This is a genomic window from Chryseobacterium lathyri (genome assembly GCF_003290185.1).
GTDB classification, from domain to species: domain Bacteria; phylum Bacteroidota; class Bacteroidia; order Flavobacteriales; family Weeksellaceae; genus Chryseobacterium; species Chryseobacterium lathyri.
Map to the genome: position 1 here is coordinate 161623 of NZ_QNFY01000006.1, position 18826 is coordinate 180448.

19 protein-coding genes are annotated in these 18826 nt (G+C 34.4%); 15 read left to right on the plus strand and 4 right to left on the minus strand.

From position 1 onward, the window contains the following. Positions 1-14 precede the first annotated feature (14 nt). From DRF61_RS10120 to DRF61_RS10190, 15 genes are all read left to right on the plus strand, one after another. Entirely contained in the window at positions 15-1160 is a 1146-nt protein-coding gene (locus DRF61_RS10120) for an N-acetyl sugar amidotransferase (RefSeq protein ID WP_111956584.1), read from the plus strand. Next, positions 1157-1771: an imidazole glycerol phosphate synthase subunit HisH gene (hisH, locus tag DRF61_RS10125; protein ID WP_111956586.1), complete on the plus strand. Its 615-nt coding sequence runs from the start codon at positions 1157-1159 to the stop codon at positions 1769-1771. The genes DRF61_RS10120 and hisH overlap by 4 nt, the downstream gene beginning before the upstream one ends. A 5-nt stretch (positions 1772-1776) precedes the next feature. After that, positions 1777-2541: an AglZ/HisF2 family acetamidino modification protein gene (locus DRF61_RS10130; protein WP_111956588.1), complete on the plus strand. Its 765-nt coding sequence runs from the start codon at positions 1777-1779 to the stop codon at positions 2539-2541. Between the two features lie 2 nt (positions 2542-2543). Beyond that, positions 2544-3578, plus strand: a complete 1035-nt coding sequence (locus DRF61_RS10135) for a polysaccharide biosynthesis protein (RefSeq protein WP_111956590.1) — start codon at positions 2544-2546, stop codon at positions 3576-3578. Between the two features lie 40 nt (positions 3579-3618). Further along, positions 3619-4035 carry a WxcM-like domain-containing protein gene (locus DRF61_RS10140; RefSeq protein ID WP_111956592.1) on the plus strand — a complete coding sequence of 139 codons (417 nt, stop codon included), beginning with the start codon at positions 3619-3621 and terminating at the stop codon, positions 4033-4035. Continuing rightward, positions 4032-5150, plus strand: coding sequence for a polysaccharide biosynthesis C-terminal domain-containing protein (locus DRF61_RS10145; RefSeq protein WP_111956594.1), 1119 nt, complete (start codon positions 4032-4034; stop codon positions 5148-5150). Before DRF61_RS10140 ends, DRF61_RS10145 begins: the two co-directional genes overlap by 4 nt. Before the next feature lie 86 nt (positions 5151-5236). Next, positions 5237-6373: a non-hydrolyzing UDP-N-acetylglucosamine 2-epimerase gene (gene wecB / locus DRF61_RS10150; RefSeq protein WP_111956596.1), complete on the plus strand. Its 1137-nt coding sequence runs from the start codon at positions 5237-5239 to the stop codon at positions 6371-6373. Continuing rightward, positions 6373-7584: a glycosyltransferase family 4 protein gene (locus tag DRF61_RS10155; RefSeq protein ID WP_111956598.1), complete on the plus strand. Its 1212-nt coding sequence runs from the start codon at positions 6373-6375 to the stop codon at positions 7582-7584. Before wecB ends, DRF61_RS10155 begins: the two co-directional genes overlap by 1 nt. Then, positions 7581-8477: an NAD-dependent epimerase/dehydratase family protein gene (locus tag DRF61_RS10160; protein ID WP_111956600.1), complete on the plus strand. Its 897-nt coding sequence runs from the start codon at positions 7581-7583 to the stop codon at positions 8475-8477. The genes DRF61_RS10155 and DRF61_RS10160 overlap by 4 nt, the downstream gene beginning before the upstream one ends. Further along, on the plus strand, positions 8477-9439 hold the full coding sequence (locus DRF61_RS10165) for an MraY family glycosyltransferase (RefSeq protein WP_111956602.1): 963 nt from the start codon (positions 8477-8479) through the stop codon (positions 9437-9439). The genes DRF61_RS10160 and DRF61_RS10165 overlap by 1 nt, the downstream gene beginning before the upstream one ends. Positions 9440-9448: 9 nt before the next feature. After that, complete coding sequence (gene rfbC / locus DRF61_RS10170) at positions 9449-9994, plus strand: dTDP-4-dehydrorhamnose 3,5-epimerase (protein ID WP_111956604.1); 546 nt, start codon at positions 9449-9451, stop codon at positions 9992-9994. 94 nt (positions 9995-10088) lie between these two features. Then, a complete protein-coding gene (rimO, locus tag DRF61_RS10175) occupies positions 10089-11390 on the plus strand; it encodes a 30S ribosomal protein S12 methylthiotransferase RimO (protein ID WP_111956606.1) in 1302 nt (433 codons plus the stop codon). Positions 11391-11767: 377 nt separating this feature from the next. Next, a complete protein-coding gene (locus DRF61_RS10180) occupies positions 11768-12421 on the plus strand; it encodes a hypothetical protein (RefSeq protein ID WP_146897089.1) in 654 nt (217 codons plus the stop codon). A 24-nt stretch (positions 12422-12445) separates the two neighbouring features. After that, positions 12446-13147, plus strand: coding sequence for a hypothetical protein (locus DRF61_RS10185; protein ID WP_111956610.1), 702 nt, complete (start codon positions 12446-12448; stop codon positions 13145-13147). 601 nt (positions 13148-13748) lie between these two features. Further along, on the plus strand, positions 13749-14120 hold the full coding sequence (locus DRF61_RS10190) for a septal ring lytic transglycosylase RlpA family protein (RefSeq protein ID WP_048502358.1): 372 nt from the start codon (positions 13749-13751) through the stop codon (positions 14118-14120). Between the two features lie 60 nt (positions 14121-14180). Here DRF61_RS10190 and DRF61_RS10195 read toward each other — a convergent pair whose 3' ends face one another. The 4 genes from DRF61_RS10195 to DRF61_RS10210 form a co-directional block, all read right to left on the minus strand. Then, on the minus strand, positions 14181-14945 hold the full coding sequence (locus DRF61_RS10195; protein WP_111956612.1) for an exodeoxyribonuclease III: 765 nt from the start codon (positions 14943-14945) through the stop codon (positions 14181-14183). 6 nt (positions 14946-14951) lie between these two features. Continuing rightward, the gene (locus tag DRF61_RS10200; RefSeq protein ID WP_111956904.1) at positions 14952-15233 is read right to left on the minus strand and encodes a YciI family protein; all 282 of its coding nucleotides are present in this window, start codon (positions 15231-15233) and stop codon (positions 14952-14954) included. Positions 15234-15352: 119 nt separating this feature from the next. Continuing rightward, positions 15353-16897 (minus strand): T9SS response regulator signal transducer PorX, encoded by a 1545-nt coding sequence (gene porX / locus DRF61_RS10205; RefSeq protein ID WP_111956614.1) that lies wholly within the window; start codon positions 16895-16897, stop codon positions 15353-15355. A gap of 132 nt (positions 16898-17029) precedes the next feature. Then, positions 17030-18673, minus strand: coding sequence for a S41 family peptidase (locus DRF61_RS10210; protein ID WP_111956616.1), 1644 nt, complete (start codon positions 18671-18673; stop codon positions 17030-17032). Between the last annotated feature and the right edge of the window lie 153 nt (positions 18674-18826).

An 18826-nucleotide genomic window follows, 5' to 3' on the forward strand; every position in this document is an offset into this window, starting at 1 on the left:
ATAGAATATTGAAAATGGTGAATAACAGACTATATCAAATTTGTACTAAGACAATAATGGATACTACCGATCCAAATATCATTTTCAATGAAAAAGGTGAAAGTGATTATTATACAAATTTCAAAGAAAATATTGAACCCAACTGGCATACAGATCAGAGCGGATATGACGAGCTGATGAAAATTGCAGATAAAATCAAAAAAACCAGTAAAAATAAAGACTTCGACTGTATTATTGGCCTTAGTGGCGGCCTGGATAGTTCATATGCAGCATATGTTGCAAAAGAAATTATGGGCATACGTCCACTGATATTTCACGTAGATGCAGGTTGGAATACTGATAAAGCGGTAGGAAATATTGAGAAGTTGATTAATGGTCTTAATCTCGATTTATATACAGAAGTAATTAATTGGGAAGAGATGAAAGATCTGCAGGTAGCATTTTTGAAATCTCAAATTTCAGATCAGGACCTTCCCCAGGATTATGCATTTTTCTCAGGACTTTACAAATTTGCGAAAAAACATAAGATCAATTATGTGCTTACAGGTGGGAACTTTTCCACAGAATGTTGTCGTGAACCAGAAGAATGGGGAGGTTTTCCAGGTATTGATACGACTTTAGTAAAAGATATTCACTCTAAATTTGGTAAGAGACCTTTAAAAACATTTCCATTAGTTGATATTCTTTCTTACAAGATTTATTATAAATACGTCTATGGTATGGAAGTTTTTAAACCGCTTAATTTAATTCCATATATCAAAAAAGATGCAGAAAATCTTTTGGAAACTAAATTTGGCTGGGAACCTTTTCAACACAAGCATCACGAATCAAGGTTTACAAGATTTTACGAAGATTATTGGTTACCTAGAAAATTTGGCTATCAAAAAAGAAAGGCTCATTTCTCTTCTTTGATTCTGACTGGACAAATGACTAGAGAAGAAGCATTAGATAGAGTTTCAAGACCTGAACTCTCTGAAGAGTTCTTACAAAAAGAATTTGAATATGTAGCTAATAAGCTGGATTTAACAAAAGAGGAATTACAACAAATTTTTGAAGGTGAAAACAAAACCTACAAGAATTATAAAAATAAAATGGGCATCATCAAGCTTGGAGCACAGGCTATGCAAAAGCTTGGATTAGAAAAAAGATTATTCAGATGATAACACTTATAGATTATGGTGTTGGTAATATCAACGCCTTTGTCAATGTATATAAAAGGGTGAATGTTCCAGTAAAAATTGCAAAAACAAAAGAAGATTTGCTAAATGCACAAAAGCTGATCCTGCCGGGGGTAGGGCATTTTGATCATGCCATGTCTCAGCTTAATAATTCTGGTATGAGAGAAACGCTTGATGAATTGGTCTTGGATAAAAAAGTTCCGGTAATAGGTATTTGCGTAGGGATGCAAATGATGGCTAATAATAGTGATGAAGGAAATATGGAGGGGTTAAAATGGATTGATGCCACTGTTAAGAAATTTGATGAAAGCAAAATCAAACAAGTTACCCGTCTTCCTCATATGGGGTGGAATGATGTGAAGCCAGTTAAAGACCTTGATCTTTTCAGAGGTTTAGAAAAGGATGCTATCTTTTATTTTCTCCATACCTATTATTTTGAATGCAACAGCCGGGAAGATATTATGGCTATAACTGATTATGGTGGCGAATTTGCGTCAGCTGCTCATCATGAAAACAAATACGGTATACAGTTCCATCCGGAGAAAAGTCATTCTTACGGAGAAATATTACTTCACAATTTTGCTAAACTCTAATAAAGATGCTTAGACCGAGAATTATACCAAGTTTACTGATACAAGATAATGGACTGGTAAAAACTGTTAATTTTAAAAATCCGAAATATGTTGGAGATCCTATCAATGCCGTTAAAATTTTTAACGAAAAAGAAGTTGATGAATTAGCTATTTTTGATATTGATGCAACTACTAAAGGATTAGAACCAAACTATAGTCTGATCGAGAGAATTGCTAATCAGTCTAGAATGCCGCTGTGTTATGGGGGAGGAGTTAAGACATTAGAACAAGCTCAACGGATTTTTGGATTGGGAATTGAAAAAATTGCTCTGTCTTCAGCGGTACTGGAACATCCAGATCTTATTACCAAGATTGCCGATAGAGTTGGAGCTCAAAGTGTGATTGTAGTTTTGGATGTTAAGAAAAAACTATTCGGAGGCTATGAAGTTTATACTCATAACGGTAAAAAAGGAACCGGAATTAATCCTTTCGAGTTTATTGAAAAAGCACAAAGATTAGGAGCCGGAGAAATTGTAATTAATTCTATAGATCAAGATGGTGTGATGAAAGGCTATGACATGCCACTGATTGATAAAGCCAGAGAAAAAACATCACTTCCAATGACTGTGCTAGGGGGAGCTGGAAATCTGGATGATATTAAAAAAGTTATTAATAAACACAAAATAATAGGGGTTGCAGCAGGAAGCCTATTTGTTTTTAAAGGAAAATACAAGGCTGTTCTGATTAACTATCCTATTAAAGAAGAAAAAGAAAATTTATTAAGCAAATAATTATGCAAATTCAAAATAAAACACTTTTGATTACCGGTGGTACTGGTTCTTTTGGAACAGCTGTGCTTAACCGTTTTTTAGCAACTGATCATTTTAAAGAGATCCGTATTTTTTCCCGTGACGAAAAGAAACAAGATGATATGCGGAATCTTTATAAAAATGAAAAAATAAAATACTATATTGGTGATGTTCGTGATTACAATTCTGTAGAACCAGCAATGCGGGGGGTAGATTATATTTTTCATGCAGCGGCATTAAAGCAGGTTCCTTCCTGTGAATTTTTCCCCATGCAGGCTGTAAAAACCAATGTAGAGGGGACTCAAAATGTTATTCGCGCTGCTGCAGCAAACGGAGTGAAAAAAGTGATTTGTCTTTCTACGGACAAAGCTGCATATCCTATTAATGCTATGGGAATTTCCAAAGCAATGATGGAAAAAGTAGCGGTTGCTGAAGCAAGAAACCTTACAGATACTGTCGTATGCCTTACACGATATGGTAATGTAATGGCATCAAGGGGGTCAGTTATTCCATTATTTTTGAATCAAATTCAGAAAGGAGAACCGATTACGATCACAGATCCAAATATGTCTCGTTTTTTTATGTCCCTAGAGGACGCCGTAGATTTGGTATTATTTGCTTTTGAAAATGGAAATTCAGGAGACTTATTTGTGAATAAGGCACCGGCAGGGAGTATTGGTGATCTTGCAAAAGCGTTAATTGAATTAACAGGAAAGGAGGTTCCGATTAAGATCATCGGAACAAGGCACGGTGAAAAACTGTATGAAACGCTGTGTACACGCGAAGAAATGATGAAAGCAGAGAATATGGGAGAATTCTATAGAATTCCAGCAGATAACCGTGATCTTAATTATGCTAAATATTTTTCAGAAGGTGAAAAAGATATCTCAAAAGTAGAAGATTATCATTCTCATAATACTGAACAACAGGATGTGGAAGGGCTCAAGAAGCTCGTTTCTTCTTTACCCTTAATACGGAAAGAAGTTTTTGGAGAGGATGTGATGCAATATCCTTATTAAGATTTAATCTCTTTACTGTAAAAAATTATAAAAGGAGATTATGATGCTTAATAAAGGAAATAAATTTGAAGACGAAAGAGGAATTATCAGGTTCAATAATGATTTTGATGCCTCTGCAGTTAAGAGAATCTATATGATAGAGAACTCACAGATTGATTTTGTAAGAGGATGGCAAGGGCATGCAATAGAACAACGTTGGTTCTCTTGTATCAAAGGAAGTTTCAGAATTGCTGTTATTCAGGTTGATGATTTTGATCATCCATCATTAGACTTAATAGCCGAATATTATGATCTTAGGGAAGACACATTAGATTTCCTTTATATAAAGGCCGGTTGTATAACAGCTATCAAAGCAGCAGAAAAAGACAGTAAGTTGTTAGTGCTTGCTGATTATGGATTAGGAGAAATAAAAGATGAATACCGTTTTCCCCTGAATTACTTTAATATTAAACTATGAAAAAAATAGGAATCACTGGCCAAAATGGTTTTGTTGGCCAACATTTATACAATACTTTAGGCTTATTTTTTGAAGAATTTGTACGTATTGATTTCCAAAAAGAGTACTTTGAAGACGAAACCCAATTAGATGCTTTTGTCTCAAAATGTGATGTTATTGTGCATTTGGCTGCAATGAATCGTCATGAAAATCAAGGAGTTATTTATGAAACCAATCTTGATTTAGTTGAGAAATTATTAAATTCATTAAAGAGAGCGAAGTCTAAAGCACATGTTTTGATTTCATCATCTACTCAGGAAGAACGTGATAACCTTTATGGAAGATCCAAACTCGAGGGTCGCAAGGCCATTGTGAACTGGGCCAATGAAAATGGAGGAAAAGTAACAGGATTAATCATTCCTAATGTTTTTGGTGCATTTGGAAAACCATTTTATAATTCATTTATTGCAACGTTTTGCTATCAACTAACCAATGGAGGTAATCCCAAAATTGATAATGACGCAGAGGTGAAATTGATTTATGTTCAGGAGCTGGTTATGAAAATAATTGCAGAAATCCGTTCAGCACAAAGCCAGGAGGAGGTAATAGTTGAAGCAACTTCTACAAAAAAGGTTTCAGAAGTTTTAGCTTTACTGAACGATTTTAAAATTAAATATTTTGATGGAGGAGAAATACCTGTTTTAAAAGATCAATTTGAACATAATTTGTTTAATACCTACCGTTCTTATATTAACCATAAAGAACATTATCCAGTAAAATTTGTACAACATACTGATCCAAGAGGAGCTTTTGTGGAAGTAATCCGTTTAGGAATTGGTGGGCAGTGTTCATTTTCAACTACAGTGCCGGGTATTACCAGAGGTAATCACTATCATACCCGAAAAATAGAACGTTTTGCAGTAATAAAAGGAAAAGCATTAATTCAGTTAAGAAAAATTAATACTAATGAAGTTTTGGATTTTTACTTAGATGGAACAGAGCCCGCTTATGTAGATATGCCGATTTGGTATACTCATAATATCAAAAATATTGGAGATGAGGAGCTGTATACCATTTTCTGGATTGATGAACCTTTCAATCCGGAAGATTCTGATACATACTTTTTGGAAGTATAGTATTTCATTAGAATAACTTCAATTGAAAAATTAAAAAAGGCAGAAGTAACAGCTAAAGCATTAGCAATGGCTAAACACAATGAAAAATGAAGAAACTAAAAGTGATGACGGTCGTAGGTACACGGCCTGAGATTATTAGACTATCAAGAGTATTATCTGCTTTGGATGCTTCCGAAGCTGTAGAACATACTATTGTCCATACAGGGCAAAATTATGACTATGAGTTGAATCAGATCTTTTTTGAAGATCTGGGCTTACGTAAACCAGACTATTTCCTGGAAGCAGCAGGAAAAACAGCCACCGAAACCGTTGGGAATATCCTGATCAAAATTGATCCGCTTCTTGAAAAACTTCAGCCTGATGCTTTCCTGGTTTTAGGAGATACCAACTCTTGCCTTTGTGCAATTCCGGCAAAGAAAAGACAGATCCCTATCTTTCATATGGAAGCAGGAAACAGATGTTTTGATCAGAGAGTTCCGGAAGAGACTAACCGTAAGATTGTAGATCATACGGCGGATGTCAATCTGACGTATTCAGATATTGCCCGTGAATATTTATTAAGAGAAGGTCTTCCTGCAGATAGAATTATTAAAACAGGATCACCTATGTTCGAAGTATTGAACCACTATTTACCGGAAATAGAAAACTCTGATGTTTTGAAGAGATTAAACCTTGAAGAAGGAAAATACTTTGTAGTATCCTCGCATAGAGAAGAAAATATTAATTCGGAAAAGAATTTTAACGGTTTAATGGAAAGTCTTAATGATATTGCCGAAAAATTTGGATATCCTATCATTGTTTCTACCCATCCCAGAACAAGAAATATGATAGATAAAAAGCAGATTGCAGTAAGGCCTGAAATTCAGTTTTTAAAACCATTGGGCTTCCATGACTATAATGCATTGCAGATGAGAAGTTATGCTGTGCTGTCTGATTCTGGAACAATTTCCGAAGAATCATCTATCCTTAATTTCAGAGCTCTTAATATCAGAGATGCTCACGAAAGACCCGAAGCTATGGAAGAAGCATCAGTAATGATGGTGGGACTTTCTCCGGAAAGAATTTTACAGGGACTGAGCCAACTTCAACAGCAAAAAACAGGTAAAGAAAGAAACTACAGATCCGTGTCTGATTATTCGATGCCAAATGTGTCTGAGAAAATGGTACGAATTATCTTAAGTTATACCGATTACGTTAACAGAGTAGTTTGGAGCAAAAGGTAATGAAGATATTAATCGTAACTCAGTATTTTTATCCGGAAAATTTTAAAAGTAACGATCTTGCTTTTGAACTTCAGAAAAGAGGACACGACGTTACTGTTTTGACAGGTATACCCAATTATCCTGAAGGAAAAATTTATGATGGATATAGTGTTTTCAAAAAAAGGAAACAGAAAATAAATGGGGTGGAAATTATACGGGCATTATTATTACCCAGAGGAGTTGGAGGAGGAATCAGGCTTTTCCTTAACTATTTTAGCTGGGCCTTTTTTGCTTCTTTAAAATCAATAAGGCTTTCATATACTAAAAAATTCGATGCTGTTATTGTTCATGAACCTTCTCCCATTACTCAATTTTATCCGGCTTTAATGGTTAAAAGAATTCAAAAAACACCTGTTTACTTTTGGGTGATGGATCTTTGGCCTGAGAGTTTAGAAATTGCAGGTGGAGTAAAGAATAAGTTTGTATTAAACTTTTTTAAAAGAATGGTTCAGAAATTCTATAACGAATCTGAAAAGATATTGATTACTTCCAAAGGTTTTAAAAAATCAATATTAGAAAAAGGAGATTATGATCATAAAATTGAGTATTTTCCTAATTGGGCAGAAGATACTATTTCTTCTGGGAATCTTGATTATCCTATACCAGTTCTTCCGGAGGGGTTCAAAGTAATGTTTGCAGGAAATATTGGAGAAGCTCAGGATATGGAAAGTATAATGGGTGCAGCATTAAAACTTAAAGATAGGCATTCCAATATTAAATTTATTTTAATAGGGGACGGTCGTAAAATGCCATTTGTTCAGGATTTTATTAAAGAGCATCATCTTCAGGAAACTGTGTATACATTGGGAAGATTTCCTGTTGAAGCCATGGCTTCTTTTTTCAGTGCTGCAGATATACTGCTGGTTAGTCTTAAAGATGATCCAATTTTTAATCTTACAGTTCCGGCTAAAGTTCAAGCATATATGAGTTCAGGAAAACCTATTATGGCTATGCTTAACGGAGAAGGATCACAAAATATAAAAGAAGCGGATTGTGGATTTGTTGTTCCTGCCGGAGACGGCGGAAAACTTGCCCAGGTACTAAAAGATGCAGCTCAAAAAAATGTGGAGGAACTGAACAGAATGGGATTAAACGGCAAGTCATTTTATGAAAAGAATTTCAAACTGGAAGAATGCATCTCAAATCTTGAAAAAATAATCTCACGAAAATGAAAGTTATAATTACGGGAGCGTCAGGGTTTGTAGGAAAACACCTTTCAAAATTTTTAAAAGGTAATAGTTATAACCTTCAAAGCCTTTCATTACGAAAAGAATGGGGACTAGAAAGAGACGCAGATGCAATCATTCATCTTGCTGGAAAAGCTCACGATACAGCAAATACTTCTTTCGAAGAAGAATACTTTAAAATAAATACTGAACTTACAAAAAAATTGTTTGATGATTTCTTAAATTCTGAAATTAATGATTTCATTTATTTTAGTAGTGTAAAGGCAACTGCTGACACTATTAAAGGAGTTTTGGATGAAGAACATTTATCAGATCCTAAGACACCTTACGGGAAATCAAAACTTCTAGCAGAACAATATTTACTATCTAAAGACCTTCCTGAAGGTAAAAGGCTATTTGTGATCCGTCCCTGTATGATTCATGGTCCCGGAAATAAAGGGAATCTGAATCTTTTATATAAAGTTGTTGAAAAACGAATTCCATGGCCATTAGCCGCTTTCGAAAATAAGCGTTCATTTCTGAGCATTGATAATTTAAATTTTTTAATATATGAATTGCTTAAGAATAAAAGTATTTCTTCCGGAATTTATAATTTTGCGGATGATAAAAGTATTTCTACAAATGATTTGATAGAAATTATAGGAAAAGCTTCAGGTAGAAAAAGCATATTGTGGAGGCTACCTTCTGGAATTATTTCTTCACTTGCAAAACTAGGTGATACATTAAAGTTGCCTTTAAACTCTGAAAGATTAAAAAAACTAACGGAAAGCTATGAAGTTTCCAATGAAAAAATTAAAAAAGCTTTAAATATAAAAAATATGCCTGTCTCTGCAGAAGAGGGCCTTCTTAAAACAATAAAAAGCTTCAAAAACACATAATGGAATATATAGTTATAATAATTGTTTTATTTATTGCAATGCTGATTTATTTCAGAATTGCCAATAAATATAGTATTATTGATAAACCCAATCACAGAAGTGCACACACCCAGGTTACATTAAGAGGAGGAGGAATTATTTTTCCAGTAGCATTTGTTATTTTCTGTCTTTTCAATCTTAATGAAGCCATACAGAATTATTGGTCCTTCGGGTTAGGACTTTTAGCCATATGTATAATCAGTTTTATTGATGATGTTAAGACTTTATCAAATAAAATCAGACTTTCAGTTCATTTGGCTTCAGTAGTTTTACTTTTATATTTTACAGATGCTTTTGCCCTGATGCCTTTCTGGGTATGGCCAATATTGTTTGTAATTATAATTGGTACCCTAAATGCTTATAATTTTATGGATGGAATAAATGGAATGACAGGCATTTATAGTCTTATAACTCTGAGTTCATTAGCATATATTAATAAGAATATTATCCAGTTTACAGATGAGAATTTCATATTGTATTCAATTTTAGCGTGTTTTGTCTTTCTCTTTTTTAATTTTAGAAAGAAAGCGAAGTGTTTTGCCGGAGATGTTGGGAGCATGGGGATTGGCTTTTGGGTAATAGGTCTTATTACGCTTCTTATCATGAGGACAGGGGAATACAAATATATATTGTTACTTTCAATTTACGGGATGGAAGTAGTCCTTACAATTACTGAAAGAATATTATTAAAAGAGAATATTTTTGAAGCACACAGACGGCACTTATACCAACTTTTGGCCAACGAGAAAAAAGTTTCACACTTACTAATAAGTTCAGTTTATGCTGTTTGTCAATTGTTAATTAATATATTCTTAATTCATTCACAACTTCCTGTTTGGATCATTATTTTAATTATATTTATTCCTGCAGGCGGAATTTATTTAGGGTTAAAATGGAATTTGAAAAAAAAATATAATTTATAGAAGTATACCATGAAAATAAAAGAAACTCCACTTAAGGACTGTTATATTATAGAACCGACTATATTCGAAGATGATAGAGGATATTTTTTTGAAAAATTCAATGAAAAAAAATTTGAAGAGCTTACCGGTTTGAATGGACATTTTGTTCAGGATAACATTTCAAAGTCATTATATGGAGTACTTAGAGGGCTTCACTTGCAGAAAGGAGACCATGCCCAAGCAAAATTAGTTTCCTGTTTAGAAGGGAAAGTGTGGGATGTTGCGGTTGACCTCAGAGAAGATTCTCCCACTTTTGGTAAATGGTACGGAATAGAGCTTACGGCAGAAAATAAAATACAAATGTACGTTCCTCGTGGATTCGGACACGGATTTTCAGTGTTAAGTGAAACTGCAGTTTTTACTTATAAATGTGATAATTTTTATAATAAAGAATCTGAAGGAAGCGTGAAATTCAATGATCCTGATCTTAACATAGACTGGAAGATTAATGAAAAAGATATGCTACTTTCGGAAAAAGATCTAAATGCACCAAGCTTTAAAGAGAAAAATTTTTAAATAATATATTGATAACCACTTTCCTAAAGTGGTTATTATTTTTTACACCTCACTCTTTTATATTTTGTATCTTTGCACACTCAAAATCAAAACGATGCGCACAAAATCTGTAGGGAAGAAGAAAATCAATGTGGTTACACTTGGATGCTCCAAGAATGTATATGATTCTGAAGTATTAATGAGTCAGCTGAAAGCAAATGGAAAGGAAGTGGTTCACGAAGGCCGCGGAGATATTGTAGTAATTAATACATGTGGATTTATTGATAATGCCAAGGAAGAATCAATTAATACAATTCTTGATTATGTAGACGCAAAAAACAGAGGTGAAGTCGAAAAAGTTTTTGTTACAGGCTGTCTTTCCGAAAGATACAAACCGGATCTTATTAAAGAAATTCCTGATGTAGATCAGTATTTCGGGACAAGAGATTTGCCCATTCTCCTAAAGCACCTTGGTGCAGATTATAAACATGAATTGGTAGGAGAAAGACTGACAACAACTCCCAAACATTATGCGTACCTCAAGATCTCAGAAGGTTGTGACCGACCTTGTTCTTTCTGTGCGATTCCTTTAATGAGAGGCGGACATATATCCACACCTATCGAAAAATTGGTTTTGGAAACTCAAAAGCTTGCAAAAAAAGGAACAAAAGAGATTATTCTTATTGCGCAGGACCTTACTTATTATGGTCTGGACCTTTATAAAAAACGTGCGCTTGGAGAACTTTTAAAAGAGCTTGTAAAAGTTGAGGGGATAGAGTGGATCCGCCTTCATTATGCTTTTCCGAGTGGTTTCCCAGAAGATGTTCTTGATATTATCCGCGAAGAGCCTAAAGTTTGCAATTACATTGATATCCCTCTTCAGCATATCAATTCTGATCTGTTGAAATCAATGAAACGTGGAACAACTCATGAAAAAACAAATGCATTATTAGCTAAGTTTAGAGAAAAGGTTCCGGATATGGCTGTTAGAACTACCTTGATTGTAGGTTACCCGGGAGAAACAGAAGAAAGATTCCAGGAATTGAAAGACTGGGTAAGAGAGCAAAAATTCGACAGGTTGGGTTGCTTCACCTATTCTCATGAAGAAAATACAGGAGCTTATGTCTTAGAGGATGATATTCCACAGGAAGTGAAAGAAGCAAGAGTAGAAGAGATTATGGAGCTGCAATCACAGATTTCTTGGGAGAAGAATCAGGAGAAGATCGGAAAAACTTTCAGATGTATATTTGATCGAAAAGAAGGCAATTATTTTATAGGAAGAACAGAATTTGATTCACCTGACGTAGACAATACTGTTCTGGTTTCGGCCGATGAAACTTACATTTCTATAGGAGAATTTGCTGAAGTGAAAATTACTTCTGCAGAAGAATTTGACTTATATGGGGAGTTGATTTAACAATCTAGTCCTGTTGCAATTATAACAATTGTATGGCTTTCGCAGATAATTGAAAATATTAATAAAATTTAACATAATTAAAGTAGCTATTAATTTAATGATTAGGCTGATTTTCAGGTAGTTGGTGTTTTACCTGGTAAAACTCTTTTATTTTTTTTATATAAAATGAATAAATTTGAAAATTATGTCTTAAATTTGCGCAATAAGCAATGTTTTAAAATCAAATGCTTCAATAAGTTATCTATCTAATAATGTTAAATAGGAACTTTAATGTTTAGCACAAGTTGGGATGCATGTCCCATTTGCAAATATTGATGGAAAATAATGTAATTTAAAATCTTTAAAAACTTATGAAAAAATTTTTATTAACAGCGACAATGCTCGTTGGCCTTTCGGCAGTTTCCAAGGCTCAGACAACGGGTCGTGTAGGTATTAACACAACTACACCAGCCGCAACACTAGACGTAGTAGCTAATACTACTGACAATGCTAGACCTGATGCTTTGCTAGTCCCTCGTTTGTCAAGAGCTCAGTTAGCAGCTAAAGACGCAGCATATACGGCTGCTCAGAATGGTGCCCTTACATTTGTTACCACTTTAGATGGTAGTGCAGCTGGTAAGACAGTAAATGTAATTGGAATTGGCTTCTATTACTATGATGCTCCAAATTCTGTTTGGGTTGCTGTAGGTGGTGGTGGTTCAACACCTCCAAACTTCCAGATTCAGAAAGGTAGACTTCACTCTTTAAATGCTCCTATTACATGGGCATCGGATGATTATTCTGTCGTTACTACTGCTATGGGAGGAACTAGCCAGCTATTATTGCCTGCAGCCACGTCACTGCCATTAAACTCGGTAAGATGTGTATCTGCGAATGGCCCAGGTAACGTGGGTTGGGATCCTGCAGCGGTTCCAGGTATCACTAGAGGAATGAATAGCATACCATCAACGGTAACTTCAGGTGGATCTTTCTGCTTTATTGTAGTGAGTAATGCTGGTGTAAATAACTGGGGTATTCTTTCAGGTAGATAATAACAATCATTAAATTTTAAACAGATGAAAAAAATCATATTAGCACTGTTTGTATCACTAGGTACATTGGCCAGTGCACAGGCTTTATCTAACGGTGTAATTGCAAACACTTTCCCTAATGAAAACATTTTCTTAGATGCCTCTACAAATAACAATGCTGCAGTAAATGACGGTAAAGGTCTATTGTTTCCTACAACAGATCTAACAGCTTTTACATTTAAAGTAGCTAGTTTAGATGGTATTAACTTCCCTTCTGCTTATGATGGCATGATAGTTTTTAATATTGGTGTTGGTAACACGCTTACAAATGATGGTGTTGTTTCTACACCAGTAAGCCGTGGTTTCTATTATTTTGATAACCCTAATAAAAGTACTGATGTTACCGGAGGTAGATGGCTACCAATAGGAGGAGGTAACGCTAAATTTGACGTAACCGCTGCTGAAACAGCTACAAATACATTAGTAGCAAATAAGCAAGTTTACGCTATTAAAGGGACATTTAATGCAACAGGAAGTTCAACAGCTGTAAATATCCCAGCGCCGACGGGTATGACTGCTTTATATGGTATTACTATTTATAAAGCGGGTACAAACACTGTATATGACAGAAGTTTATACTCTTATACAATTGCAACTACTGCAGGAAATGCAATTACAGGTTCGCCAAGTATGTCAGTGGTTTATCCTTCTGGAACATATGACTATGTAATAGAATATTTAAAATAAGATAATACTTATATCTAAATATAAATTAAAACCAATGAGAAATCATTGGTTTTTTGTTTTAATATGATGAAGTTTATTAATAAGAAGAATCCTTAATATTCAAAATCTCATTTGGTACTTAATTTGAATATGAAGAAGAATGTTTAAAATGAAGATTTTACTAATTATATTTTTTAAACATAGAAATTGATGTTTAATCCATTCTACTGTTAAAACCTTTGTTAAAATAAATATAGAGTGATATATGCTGTGCTCTTGTTGACTTCTATTAAGCGCTTCTGTCCATTTGATATCATAAAATTTTTGTTTTTTTAAGTGAGCTGTACTTATATTTTAAATTTTCATTGAATATTTAAAATGCTGATTATCAATTATTTGGATAGTTCATATTTTGAATTTTTTTGACAATAAGTTAATTATATTAACTTTTAGGTTGTTTTTTTAACGTTTTTTAACAATGCTGTCTAAAACCCCTGATAATAGGGACTTACAGCTCTTGTTAACATATAATTTTATTTTCATTAACGGTTTTTAACATATGGAGTAGGGACTTAACAACATTCCTTATACTTTTGCTCCGTCAAAACCAATAAAATTCAAGATGATGAAAAGATTCATTCTCGTAATCATAATGATGATTTCAACCTTAGGTGTTTATTCTTTTACAGGTAATACCTTAGATGCGAAGAAAACAAGTTATGCATCGTACTACCACGATAAGTTTAATGGTAGAAAAACAGCAAGCGGAGAGATTTTTAGTAACTCAAAGTTCACTGCTGCAAACAGAACGCTTCCGTTTGGAACTAATATTAGAGTTACCAATCTGAACAATGGAAAACAGGTGATAGTGAAGATCAATGATAGAGGACCTTTCCATGCATCAAGAGCATTAGATATTTCTAAAGCTGCGTTCGATGAAATCGGGGATACCAATCGTGGTACCATTCCGGTTGAATATGAAATTGTCGACTAAATTTATGATTTAAATTTATAAAAGCCAGCTGATTCAGCTGGCTTTTTATTTTTAGTCTTTCTATACATTAAATTCCAATAAAGCTGGGCAGTGATCAGAATGTACAGCTTCTTTTAAAATTACTGCTCGTGAGAGCTTATCTTTCAAAGTATAGGTTGCGAAATTATAATCCAGTCTCCAGCCTTTGTTCTTCGCCCGTGAATTCTGTCTGTAGCTCCACCACGTATAATTGTCAGGCTCATTATTGAAAAAACGGAAACTGTCGATCAGTTCACATTCCTCAATAAAACTGGTCATCCATTCTCTTTCCATTGGCAGAAAGCCGGAAACGTTCTTTAAACGGACCGGATCATGAATATCAATAGCCTGATGGCATATATTGAAATCGCCGGAAATAATAAGGTTAGGAATCGTTTTTCTCAACTCCTTTATATAAGCCAGGAAATCATGGCAGAACTGCATTTTGAAATCCAGCCTTTCAATATTGCTGGCAGACGGAACATACACTGAAATGACAGAGTATCCGTCAAAATCTGCACGGATGATCCTGCCTTCATTATCATAGCTTTCGATACCACATCCATATTCAATATGATTAGGTTTGATTTTAGACGCAATTCCGACGCCGCTGTAGCCTTTTCTTACGGCAGAATGCCAATAGCTGTGATAACCAACTTTTTCGAGACTTTCAATGTCTATCTGATCGTTTCCTGCTTTACTTTCCTGAATACAGACAATATCCGGATCAGCAGTTTTCAGCCATCCCAAAAAATCCTTAGTAAAGGCAGCCCTGATTCCGTTAACGTTATATGTGATTAACCTCATGAGTTTTTAATGAAATTTAAAATGTTCGTTATATTTTGTTGGAATAAATTCAGTGATATCATAATCTGCTACCTGATGAATATAAAAAGGATCTTCTTTAATGATGTCTTCAATTTCATATTTAGAACCAGCATTGGCAAGAATAATTCCTCCCGTTCTCGGTTCTTTCCTTCCGGAAGCAATGAAGTTTCCGGAGGCGTAATGTTTTTCAAGAAAGTTATTGTGTTCCGGGATCAACCGTTCCACATTTTCCAGGTCACTTTTGTAGGTCAGCGAGATAATAAACATTGTTTTTTGGCTAAGATATGAACTCTTTAACATTATTAAAAGTGGTTATAAAAGAAGCGGCAAAAATCATTCGATTTTTGCCGCCTTAAACCCAAAATTTAAATAAACTATGAAAAAAACTACTTGGGTTCTAAAATGCTGATAGGAATAATACACTCTTCCAATGAAATTCCTCCGTGTTGGTATGTCTCTTTATAGTAATTCACAAAGTGATTGTAATTCTTCGGATAAGCCAGGAAAATATTGTTTTTTGCAAAAATATATTTCGAACTTAAATTCCCTTTTGGCAGAAACAGTTTTTCAGGGTTGGTAACGGCCCATACATCACTGTCGTCATAGGTTAAGCTCTTTCCTGTTTTATAACGGATATTGGTTGATGTTTCACGGTCTCCAACTACTTTACTAGGTTTTTTAACGTATACTGTTCCGTGGTCTGTAGTGATCACAAGTTTGTATCCACTTTCTGCAGCCGCTTTAATAATCTTCAGCAATGATGAATTCTCAAACCAGTTAAGCGTAAGGGATCTGAATGTTTTATCGTCCCTGATTAGCTGGTCTACAATATGATTATCTGTTTTAGCGTGAGAAAGAATATCAATAAAGTTGTAAACAATTACCAGAAGGTCATTATTTTTATGTTGGTTGAAATCATCATAAATCTTTCGCTCAAAATCCGCATTCAAAACTTTAAGATACTTCATAGATTTAGACCCTAAACCAATTCTTTTCATTTGGTCTTCCAGGAAATCGCGCTCAAACTCATTCTTATTTCCCTCTTCATTATCATTGAACCATTTATCCGGAAAACGCTTCTCAATTTCAGAAGGCATCAGTCCGGCAAAGAAAGAGTTTCTAGCATACTGAGTGGCTGTAGGAAGAATACTGTAATAATAATCTTCCGATATTTTATTGTAATATTTTGTGAATAATGGTTCAATAACCCTCCACTGGTCAAAGCGGAGATTATCCACCATAAGAAGAAGAACCTTTTCTTTCTCTACCTCGGGCTTTACTTTTTCTTTAAAAAGAGTATGGCTCATTAATGGTTTGTCAGGATCCGTAAGCCAACTTTCGTAATTTTTTTCAATGAATTTGGCAAACTGGATATTGGCTTCCTCTTTCTGTGATTGCAGAAGATCGGAGAACTCATTATCCGCTACCTTATCAAATTTAATCTCCCAGCTTAGAATCTTCTTATAATATTCTGCCCATTCCTGGTAAGTTCTGATATAAGAAAGTTCCATAGACAGGTTTCTGAATTCCTGCTGGTACTGGAGAATTGTTTTCTGCTCTACAAGATTATCCTCCTGAAGATTCTTTTTTAACGACAATAAAATCTGGTTAGGGTTTACCGGCTTTAGTATGTAATCAGCAATCTGAGATCCGATGGCTTCTTCCATGATATGTTCCTCCTCACTTTTTGTTACCATCACAATCTTTAAAGAATTATCTTTTTCCTTAATCATGGGAATGGCTTCCAATCCCGAAATGCCGGGCATATTTTCATCAATAAGCGTTAATGCGAATTTCTCTGAATCCATTAGTTCCAGAGCTTCATTCACGTTGTTAACAGGGGTTACCTGGTAACCTTTTTTTTCTAAAAATACGATATGGGGCTTGAGTAAATCTATTTCATCATCTATCCATAATATCTTTTCCGACATAATTTATTTTTTTACATGGTTATAGCATCAAAATGTTGACCAATCCCTTTTAAATTCTCACAAATTAGAGACAACAAAAGTTAAATATTAGTTAAATGAAAATCCTGCCATTATTATTGACATTCAATTCATTTAAAAACCGGTCTTTATATAATTTAAAGCTCTTTCCAGAACTTCATCTTTTCCTTCCTTTATGCCTGTTATAGTGGGCTTTATGACAATATCGGGGATAATTCCTATCCTTTGGGTTTCCCTTCCGTCAGGATAATATGCTCCCAGTCCTGTAAAACAGGTATCCAGATCCGCAATTTTAAATCTGATCACATCCCCGTTGGCTCCCGAAGTATTACTCCCGATTACCTTAGCTTTTGGGTGCTGCTTAAACATCATAGCAGTGGTTTCTGCCTGGCTCTGTGTATTCTCATTCACTAAGACCACAACATTTCCTTTGTAGTAATCCGGATTCTTTCTGCCGATGCTGCTTTTTGCGCTATAAAATTTACTTAAATATTCCGTCTCAGGGAAATTAAATTGATAATAAATTGATTTTTCCGGAAGAATCAGCTTGCTTAAAGGAAAAATGGTCTGTTTAGGATAATTTCTGAGATCAAAAATGATGGATGTTGTTGTTTTTAAATCCCTATACATATCGTTCAGGTCACTTTTTTCAATACTACCCATATTGACATAGCCTGTTTTCTTACTTTCATCCAGAAATTTCCACTTCGGCTGAACAGTTGGTGTTTCCCTGACAATATCTTTAAGAAGATAGGTTTTGGCAGTAACAGCAAGGTTTTGTCCGTTGCGCTCTATTTTTAAGGCAATAGAATCATTATTACTGAAAAGAAAAAGATGTTTCACTTTTGAAATCTTCCCCCAGGAATTGGAAGCCGGAATATATTTTCCAAAACTGTTGACCATCTGAGGAATTGTCCGCCCATTGACGTCGTAAATGACATCTCCGGCTTTCAAAAATGTTTCTTCGTTCAATTTATTTTTAATGATCTTCGTTACCATCAGTTTTCCTTCTGCATAAATATATTCCACAGGAACTTTTCGTCTCCCATATTGATGGGCATTGAAGGTAGGTGAATAAAGAAAAGCATGCGAGTCATCAATTTTTGCCACCAGTTCCGCAAGAGCCAAATGATAGCTTTCATCATTATTAATATTGAGGAACTTTGGGATCATTTCCGTTAAGACATCATTCCAGTTCTGATCTGTTTGATACTTGTATGGGAAAAAGTATTCTACCAGATTCCAGTATCTGAACAGTTCCAGAAGACCGATTTCTTTTGAAGTGAATTGTGAACCGTATGAATTTTCATTCTTAAAGTAAACCTTTTTTCCACCTTTTCCGAAATAATGACTGCTGCCTGAATTTCTGTTCTTTTGAATAAAAAGCAACTTTTGACTTACCTCTTGAGTGAATATTTCTTCATTTCCAATCCAATTCAGATCAAAATTTCTTAAAAAATAGACCTTTTTTTTATCTTCTTTCGAGCATTTTTTACATTCCTCCACTTTTCCAAGACTGCTGATCCATTTGGAATATAATTCGTTCAACTGATTTTTATCCTGGATATGCTCAAGCTGTTCAATTTTTTGAAAAAGCTGCTGATCCCAATCAAATTCCCCTTTTGCAACACGGGGATGATAGTATTTTAAAAATCCCCAGACTTTACAGAGTGATTCTAATTTTTGAGTTTCAGATAATGACTGCGCAGAAAAATGTAAGCTGAAAAAAAATAAGATGAAAAGAGAAATTTTTCTCATTAAAATGAAGCATTATTTATGCTATCAAAGATATATGTTTAAAACAGAATATGGCGAAAAACATCTGTGTAAATTTGTGTAATCTGTGGTTAAAAATAAAAACACAACTCACATACATATCTTCACAAGTATCACAAATAATTACTTCATGGG

Excerpts from the sequence above, each read along its gene's own strand:
- DRF61_RS10120 (WP_111956584.1), top strand. The coding sequence starts at position 15 with ATGGTGAATAACAGACTATATCAAATTTGTACTAAGACAATAATGGAT.
- hisH (WP_111956586.1), top strand. The coding sequence starts at position 1,157 with ATGATAACACTTATAGATTATGGTGTTGGTAATATCAACGCCTTTGTC.
- DRF61_RS10130 (WP_111956588.1), top strand. The coding sequence starts at position 1,777 with ATGCTTAGACCGAGAATTATACCAAGTTTACTGATACAAGATAATGGA.
- DRF61_RS10135 (WP_111956590.1), top strand. The coding sequence starts at position 2,544 with ATGCAAATTCAAAATAAAACACTTTTGATTACCGGTGGTACTGGTTCT.
- DRF61_RS10140 (WP_111956592.1), top strand. The coding sequence starts at position 3,619 with ATGATGCTTAATAAAGGAAATAAATTTGAAGACGAAAGAGGAATTATC.
- DRF61_RS10145 (WP_111956594.1), top strand. The coding sequence starts at position 4,032 with ATGAAAAAAATAGGAATCACTGGCCAAAATGGTTTTGTTGGCCAACAT.
- wecB (WP_111956596.1), top strand. The coding sequence starts at position 5,237 with ATGAAGAAACTAAAAGTGATGACGGTCGTAGGTACACGGCCTGAGATT.
- DRF61_RS10155 (WP_111956598.1), top strand. The coding sequence starts at position 6,373 with ATGAAGATATTAATCGTAACTCAGTATTTTTATCCGGAAAATTTTAAA.
- DRF61_RS10160 (WP_111956600.1), top strand. The coding sequence starts at position 7,581 with ATGAAAGTTATAATTACGGGAGCGTCAGGGTTTGTAGGAAAACACCTT.
- DRF61_RS10165 (WP_111956602.1), top strand. The coding sequence starts at position 8,477 with ATGGAATATATAGTTATAATAATTGTTTTATTTATTGCAATGCTGATT.
- rfbC (WP_111956604.1), top strand. The coding sequence starts at position 9,449 with ATGAAAATAAAAGAAACTCCACTTAAGGACTGTTATATTATAGAACCG.
- rimO (WP_111956606.1), top strand. The coding sequence starts at position 10,089 with ATGCGCACAAAATCTGTAGGGAAGAAGAAAATCAATGTGGTTACACTT.
- DRF61_RS10180 (WP_146897089.1), top strand. The coding sequence starts at position 11,768 with ATGCTCGTTGGCCTTTCGGCAGTTTCCAAGGCTCAGACAACGGGTCGT.
- DRF61_RS10185 (WP_111956610.1), top strand. The coding sequence starts at position 12,446 with ATGAAAAAAATCATATTAGCACTGTTTGTATCACTAGGTACATTGGCC.
- DRF61_RS10190 (WP_048502358.1), top strand. The coding sequence starts at position 13,749 with ATGATGAAAAGATTCATTCTCGTAATCATAATGATGATTTCAACCTTA.
- DRF61_RS10195 (WP_111956612.1), bottom strand. The coding sequence starts at position 14,945 with ATGAGGTTAATCACATATAACGTTAACGGAATCAGGGCTGCCTTTACT.
- DRF61_RS10200 (WP_111956904.1), bottom strand. The coding sequence starts at position 15,233 with ATGTTTATTATCTCGCTGACCTACAAAAGTGACCTGGAAAATGTGGAA.
- porX (WP_111956614.1), bottom strand. The coding sequence starts at position 16,897 with ATGTCGGAAAAGATATTATGGATAGATGATGAAATAGATTTACTCAAG.
- DRF61_RS10210 (WP_111956616.1), bottom strand. The coding sequence starts at position 18,673 with ATGAGAAAAATTTCTCTTTTCATCTTATTTTTTTTCAGCTTACATTTT.